At 39.8% G+C, this 7,400-nt stretch carries 5 protein-coding genes; all 5 read left to right on the forward strand.

Features of this window, described 5'->3' with window-relative positions; translation table 11 throughout:
• Positions 1–18 precede the first annotated feature (18 nt).
• The 5 genes from ESZ39_RS14320 (at position 19) to ESZ39_RS14340 (ending at position 6,866) form a co-directional block, all read left to right on the forward strand.
• Complete coding sequence (locus ESZ39_RS14320) at positions 19–1,200, forward strand: acetyl-CoA C-acyltransferase (RefSeq protein WP_146880585.1); 1,182 nt, start codon at positions 19–21, stop codon at positions 1,198–1,200.
• Positions 1,201–1,291: 91 nt separating this feature from the next.
• Positions 1,292–2,950 (forward strand): AMP-binding protein, encoded by a 1,659-nt coding sequence (locus ESZ39_RS14325; RefSeq protein WP_146880587.1) that lies wholly within the window; start codon positions 1,292–1,294, stop codon positions 2,948–2,950.
• 125 nt (positions 2,951–3,075) lie between these two features.
• The gene (locus ESZ39_RS14330) at positions 3,076–4,074 is read left to right on the forward strand and encodes an NADP-dependent oxidoreductase (protein ID WP_146880589.1); all 999 of its coding nucleotides are present in this window, start codon (positions 3,076–3,078) and stop codon (positions 4,072–4,074) included.
• 780 nt (positions 4,075–4,854) lie between these two features.
• Positions 4,855–5,691: an AAA family ATPase gene (locus ESZ39_RS14335; protein ID WP_411266885.1), complete on the forward strand. Its 837-nt coding sequence runs from the start codon at positions 4,855–4,857 to the stop codon at positions 5,689–5,691.
• A 2-nt stretch (positions 5,692–5,693) separates the two neighbouring features.
• Positions 5,694–6,866 (forward strand): vWA domain-containing protein, encoded by a 1,173-nt coding sequence (locus ESZ39_RS14340; RefSeq protein ID WP_146880591.1) that lies wholly within the window; start codon positions 5,694–5,696, stop codon positions 6,864–6,866.
• The last annotated feature ends 534 nt before the right edge of the window (positions 6,867–7,400 follow it).

The following is a 7,400-nucleotide window of genomic DNA, read 5'->3' on the forward strand; positions in this document are numbered from 1 at the left end:
ACTTAATGGAAAGTAATCATGAGAGAAGCCGTAATTGTATCAGTAGCTCGTACGCCAATAGGCAAGGCGTACCGTGGCGCATTTAATGATTTATCAGCACCAACACTGGCCGCTGTGGCCGTAAAAGCTGCGGTAGAACGTGCAGGAATCGATGTAAATGAAATTGAAGACTGTATTTTTGGCGCGGCGTTAACACAAGGTAACCAAGGCATGAACTTTGGTCGTCAAGTGGCCATGGCGGCCGAGTTACCGGTATCTGTTGCGGGTATGACCATTGATAGACAATGTTCATCAGGCTTGATGTCGATAGCAACAGCCGCAAATCATATTGTTTGTGATGGCGCACAAGTGGTGATTGCCGGTGGTTGTGACTCTATTAGTTTAGTGCAAAACGATAAAATGAATATGCATCGCTTGGTTGACCCAAGTGTAAAAGCCTATCGCCCAGCGATATATATGCCTATGCTAGATACTGCAGAAGTGGTTGCTAATCGTTATGATATATCAAGAGCAGAACAAGATGCCTATGCGCTTAAATCTCAGCAACGCACGGCAGCGGCGCAAGCAGCGAATAAATTTGACGATGAAATTGTGCCTGTTACGGCAACAAAATTAGTTATGGATAAAGCGACAGGTAATATCAGTAAAGAAGCAGTGACCTTAACGCAAGATGAGGGTAACCGGCCATCAACCAATATTGAAGGCTTATCGGCATTAAAAACGGTAAACGACAATGGCTCAATTACCGGCGGTAATGCGTCACAGTTATCTGACGGTGCGGCAGCTGTTGTGGTAATGGAACGTGCACTAGCAGAGCAGCGCGGACTTAAGCCATTAGGCGCTTATCGTGGCATGGCAGTTGCCGGTTGTGAACCGGATGAAATGGGTATTGGTCCCATTTATGCGATTCCAAAATTACTAGCGCGTAATAATTTAACCATGGATGATATTGGTTTATGGGAAATTAACGAGGCGTTTGCCGTACAAGTTTTATATTGTGCCGAAAAACTGGGCATTCCAGAAGATCGTCTAAATGTAAATGGTGGTGCTATTTCAATTGGTCACCCATACGGCATGAGCGGCACGCGTATGGTTATGCATGCGCTAATTGAAGGTAAACGACGCGGTGTAAAATATGTAGTGATCAGCATGTGTATTGGCGGTGGCCAAGGTGCTGCTGGATTATTTGAAGTACTTTAAGCATTAAAAAATAATGTATAACGGCATCAATAATAATAAATGCCACTTAGTAAAAGTCATCTAAAAAATGAGTAATAGGGGAGAGAATACGATGGAAAGAATTTGGCTTGAAAAAAGTTACCCAGCGGGTCTGGCATTTGAAATAGACCCAGACAAATATAGCTCTTTGGCGGATTTGTTTTTAAAACACACCCAACAATATAAAAATAATACGGCATTTATTAATATGGGTGCCAGTATTTCTTATCAAGAACTCGCACAACAAGCCACTGACTTTGCCGCTTACTTGCAACAAGACTTAGGGTTAGTCAAAGGCGATAAATTTGCCATTATGATCCCAAATACCCTGCAATACCCTATCGCATTATTTGGCGCACTGATTGCAGGATTAACCGTAGTCAATGTTAATCCGCTTTATACCGCGCGTGAATTACAACACCAATTAAAGGATTCCGAGGCAAAAGGCATTCTTATTCTTGAAAACTTTGCTCATGTACTTGCAGCCGTTATTGATAAAACTGACATAGAGCATGTTATTGTCAGTGGTGTTGGTGACCGGTTGAGTAAAATTAAAGGCGCTATAGTTAATGGCGTACTAAAGTATGTTAAGAAACAAGTACCTGCGTACCATCTACCTCAAGCAGTAAAATTTAATCGGGCTATGGCAAAAGGCGCAGCGCTTAATTTTACACCCGTTGAGGTGGTGGGTACTGATTTAGCTTTCTTACAATATACTGGTGGCACAACGGGACCTTCAAAAGGGGCGATGTTAACGCACCGCAATATGGTGGCAAATATTGAGCAATCTAATGCTGCCACTAAAAATGTTTACGAGGTTGGCAAAGAAATTATGGTTACCGCGTTACCGCTTTATCATGTCTATGCCTTAACCTCTAACTGCCTGTGTTTTATTCCCTTTGGTGGCACAAATCTATTAATTACCAACCCTAGAGATATGCCAAATTTTGTTAAAGAGTTAGCAAAATATCCTTTTACTGTGATAACCGGTGTAAACACCTTATTTAATGGCTTATTACATACCCCAGGTTTTGACAAACTTGACTTTAGCCCACTAAAACTTGGTTTTGGTGGTGGTATGTCAGTGCAACGTCCGGTCGCAGAGCTTTGGGAAAAGGTTACAGGCACACGTTTATTAGAAGGTTACGGTTTAACTGAGTGCGCACCCTTAGTGACTATGAGCCCTTATAACCAAGAAAACTACAATGGCTCTATTGGCATTCCTGTTTCTTCAACAGATATTCGTTTAGTCGATGATGATGGTGGTGATGTTGCGCTGGGTCAGCCAGGTGAAATGTGGGTAAAAGGTCCACAAGTAATGAAAGGTTACTTTAATCGTCAAGCTGCAACAGATGAAGTTTTAAAAGACGGTTGGTTAGCAACAGGTGATATCGCCACCATGGACGAAAATGGTTTTTTTAAGATTGTAGATCGTAAAAAAGACATGATTATTGTCTCTGGTTTTAACGTTTTCCCTAATGAAATAGAAGAAGTTCTCGTAATGCACGAAGGGATACTTGAAGCGGCAGCTATTGGTGTTAAGCATGGTACTACCGGCGAAGCGGTAAAAGTATTTATTGTTAAAAAAGAGGCTAATTTAACCGAACAAGAAATTTTCGATCACTGTCATGAAATGCTGACTAATTATAAACGCCCTAAGTTTATAGAATTTATGGATGAATTACCCAAGAGCAACGTCGGCAAAGTGCTGCGAAAAGAATTACGCACCTAAACAGTTAAATCGACATTATTTGCCACTACTGGCTAAATAAAAATTAATCACTGCTTATCAGGCTTTATTAACCAAGCGCTATATATTCAGTAAAGAAGATAACTAACACAACTGAGAGAAATATAATGACTACTTATACTGCAATTAATTTAATCGCTCGTCCAGGCGCAGGCCCCATTGGTCCAGAACTATTTGAAGTGGTGCAAGTAGCAATGCCAACTGTTGGTAAAGGGCAATTTTTAGTAAAACAAAACCATATGTCGCTTGACCCTGCTATGTTTGGTTGGATGAGTGCTGACACCGAAAGTTATATTCCACCTGTCGCATTAGGCGATGTGATGCGCAGTTCAGGCATTGGCGAAGTAGTAGCAAGCCAACATGCTGACTTTCAAGTTGGCGATCGCGTTATGGGCATGATGGGCTGGAAAGAATATCATTTAAGTGACGGTGCAGGCTTGAACAAAGTTGCTGCGCCACTGCCAGATGAAGCGGTTTTATCTGTCTTTGCTTTACCGGGCTTAACGGCCACAAAAGGTTTGTACAGCATAGGTAAGCCAAAAAGTGGTGAAACACTAGTTGTTTCTGGCGCGGCAGGCTCGGTTGGCTCAATTGTTGGTCAGTTGGCAAAAGCTGATGGCCTTAGCGTTATTGGTGTGGTTGGTAGTGATGAAAAAGCTGATTGGATTGTTAACGAATTAGGCTTTGACGGTGCTATTAATTATAAAACAGATAATCTAGCGGAAAAATTAGCCGAACTTACCCCAAATGGGGTAGATGTTTACTTTGAAAATACCGGTGGCCCAATCCAGCACCATGTCTTTGAAAGAATGAATGCGCATGGTCGTATTGTGGTTTGTGGTTTAATTGCTGATTATCCAAAACAGCACCCTGATTTAGCACCAAATTGGATCCCGATCATCAAAAAACGCTTAACGATACAAGGTTTTACCATGCCAGATCATTTTGGTGAAATTCCTGCGTTATTAGAAAAGCTCACGCCTTATGTTATGCAAGGAAAAATCAAACATCGTGCGCACGTTTTAGAAGGGCTTAAGTCGGCGATCACGGGCTTGAACTTATTCTTCACTGGCAAAAATAAAGGTAAGTTAATCGTTAAACTTTAACTAGTTTGGCGAAAAACTTGCGCTTATAAATATCTGCGAGATACCTAAAGTAGTCAGCGCTATGGTGTGAAAAAGAAGCTCACCAACGCAATGACTATGAAATATTAAAAGAACTAAGGATGTAATACCAATTTCATTAATTAGGTGGTCTACTTTATACGCAGGAAAAACAACCAAATATAAGGCATTTATTGTAATAATACCAGTTCCATTAAGTTTGTGATCTTGTTGTACGCAGGAAAAATAATTCAAGGTAAGGCGCTCGATTGAGCAATAGCTGGCTATTGGGATTGAGAGCAACACAGCCTTGAGCTATTTTAACTAGTACAAGTGAGCAATAACTTAATGGGATTGGTATAACTCGTTGTTCAGGACAATATGCTCCTGCATTGTCTAATAAGCATACATCCATACAGCGATAATTATTAAATAAATAACACAATAGTGGGTCGTTTTAACCAGGTGAAATGATCAGATAATTAATGAGATTGGTATAAGTCAAGGCGACACATTAACAGGCAACACAGCGCTTAGTGGCACGCCGCTGGCAGTTAAAGTTGTCTGGTCACGAATGTATGGTAAAAATAATTTAACTGAGTGTTTGCTCTTATTTAGCTTAAGACGATATTATTAGTCTTAGCAGCTTTTTTAATATCAAAGCAATGAGCAAACAGACTAGGCCTTTTAGGCCTGTAAAATTATTTAGTCTGGTAGTTATCTTAATCTATCAATTTTTAATGGTGTCTAAAATCACTGGGCATCCTCTTTATAGGTAAAATCATGTTTAAAAGTACCGAAAATTATATTGCATCAGACGAACTTCGCTTAGCGGTAAACGCAGCAATTACTTTAGAAAAACCACTATTGATCAAAGGCGAGCCGGGTACGGGTAAAACTCAGCTCGCAGAAGAGTTAGCAAAGTCACTTAATTGTAAATTATATCAATGGCATATTAAATCAACTACTAAAGCACAACAGGGCTTATACGAATATGACGCGGTGTCGCGCTTACGTGATAGTCAATTAGGTGATGAACGGGTTAATGATATTTCAAATTATATTATTAAAGGCAAGCTTTGGCAGGCGTTTGAAGAAGAACAACGGCCAATATTATTAATTGATGAAATAGATAAAGCCGATATAGAGTTTCCAAACGATCTATTGCAAGAGATTGATAAGATGGAGTTTTTTGTCTATGAAACTCAACAAGTGATTAAAGCAAAGCAACGCCCGATTATTATTATCACCTCGAATAATGAAAAAGAGCTCCCAGATGCCTTTTTACGCCGTTGCTTCTTCCATTACATTAAATTCCCAACCAAAGTAGAGATGGAACAAATTATTGCTGTGCATCATCCACATGTAAAACAAGACTTGTTAGCGCATACCTTAGAAGTGTTTTTTGATCTTAGAGATGTGCAAGGTATTAAGAAAAAGCCGTCAACATCAGAGTTAATTGATTGGTTAAAACTGTTAGTTGCCGATGATGTTGCTCAAGATGTACTGATCAATAAAAAATCAGACATCATTCCTTTATTTGGTGCCTTACTTAAAAATGAGCAAGATGTATCATTACTTGAAAAGCTTGCTTTTATTAGTCGCAGAAACAGGCAATAAACGTGTTTATAGATTTATTTTTAACCCTGAGAAAGCACAAAGTACCGGTAAGTTTGCGAGAGTTATTAGATCTTATTGCGCTATTAAAAAAAGGCGTTGTTTTTGCAGACGTTGAGGCCTTTTATCATTTAGCAAAAATTGTGATGGTTAAAGACGAGATCCATTACGACAAGTTTGATGGTGCATTCGCTGAATATTTTGACGGTGTGCAAAAGATCGATATTTTCGATAACGTTATTCCTGAAGAATGGCTCAGGAAAAAGTTTGAAAACGAGCTTAGCCAAGCAGAAAAAGACAAGTTAAAGGCTTTAGGTGGTCTTGACGAATTAATGAAAACCTTAAAAGAGCGCCTTGCGGAGCAAGAAAAACGCCACGAAGGTGGTAATAAATGGGTTGGTACAGGCGGTAAATCACCGTTTGGCGCGTATGGTTATCACCCCGAAGGTATTCGTGTCGGTCAAGACGGCAATCGTAATAAACGAGCGGTAAAAGTGTGGGATAAACGCGAGTTTAGAAACTTCGACCAAGACAGAGAACTCGGTACTCGCAATATCAAACTTGCGCTTAAAAAACTGAGGAAATTTGCTCGCACCGGTGCTAGTGAAAAGCTTGATATTAATACTACGATTCGTTCGACCGCAAAAAATGGTGGCTTACTCGATGTGCATATGGAGCCTGAGCGTCATAATTCAGTCAAAGTATTAATGTTTTTTGATATTGGTGGCTCTATGGACGAATATATTCATACCTGTGAAGAGTTGTTCTCAGCGGCGCATACTGAATTTAAACACCTTGAGTTTTTCTATTTTCATAATTGTGTTTATGAAAGTTTATGGAAAGACAATAGCCGTCGTCGTACTAATACCGTTGATGTAGAAGAGATAATAAGAACCTTTGGTAGTGATTATAAGGTGCTTTTTGTTGGTGACGCTACGATGGGGCCTTATGAAATAATTGCACCGGGTGGTAGTGTTGAGCATTGGAATGAAAAAGCTGGCATTGATTATATGCAACGAATTTTGGGGCATTTTAATAAGGTGGCGTGGTTAAACCCACAGCCAGAAAACCAATGGGATTATCATCAATCAATTTCAATTATTAAACGCTTAGTTGACGACAAAATGTTTCCACTAACCGTTGACGGTATTGGTCGAGCTATTAAAGAAGTGAGTTAAAGACTAATTTTTTGTAGGTCGGACTTTAATCCGTCAGCCATTAAGCGGGTGATTAACGAGGTAGGCCAATAAAAATCAGCAGCGTGTATTAGTTTGTTCAATGAAATTTATGCTAAAAAAGCTAAGTTTCATTTAACCTGATGGACTGAAGTCTAAATTAGATCGGACCTACGAGTGACCATGTAGTGTTGAGAAATTTTTTGTAGGTCGGACTTTAGTCCGTCAGCGTTAAGCGGGCGATTACTGTGATGGGTTAACAAACATTTACTGTGAGTATTGTTTTGTTTATCGGGATTTGTGCCCAAAACGGTTAAATTTCATTTAACTTGATGGACTAAAGTCCAACCTACATCGGGCCTACGGGTGGCAACATCAAGTTTGGTGATTTTTTTTGTAGGTCGGACTTTAGTCTGAGGAATCCCCACAAGTTTAACGAGTAAGCGCTTGATATCTGGTAATATGTTAATCACCACAAAAAACAAATAAACCAAATACAAGCGCTATGCCTACATTATCAGACTTATTCTCTTCCAA

The organism is Colwellia sp. C1TZA3, from assembly GCF_007954265.1.
Lineage (GTDB): Bacteria > Pseudomonadota > Gammaproteobacteria > Enterobacterales > Alteromonadaceae > Cognaticolwellia.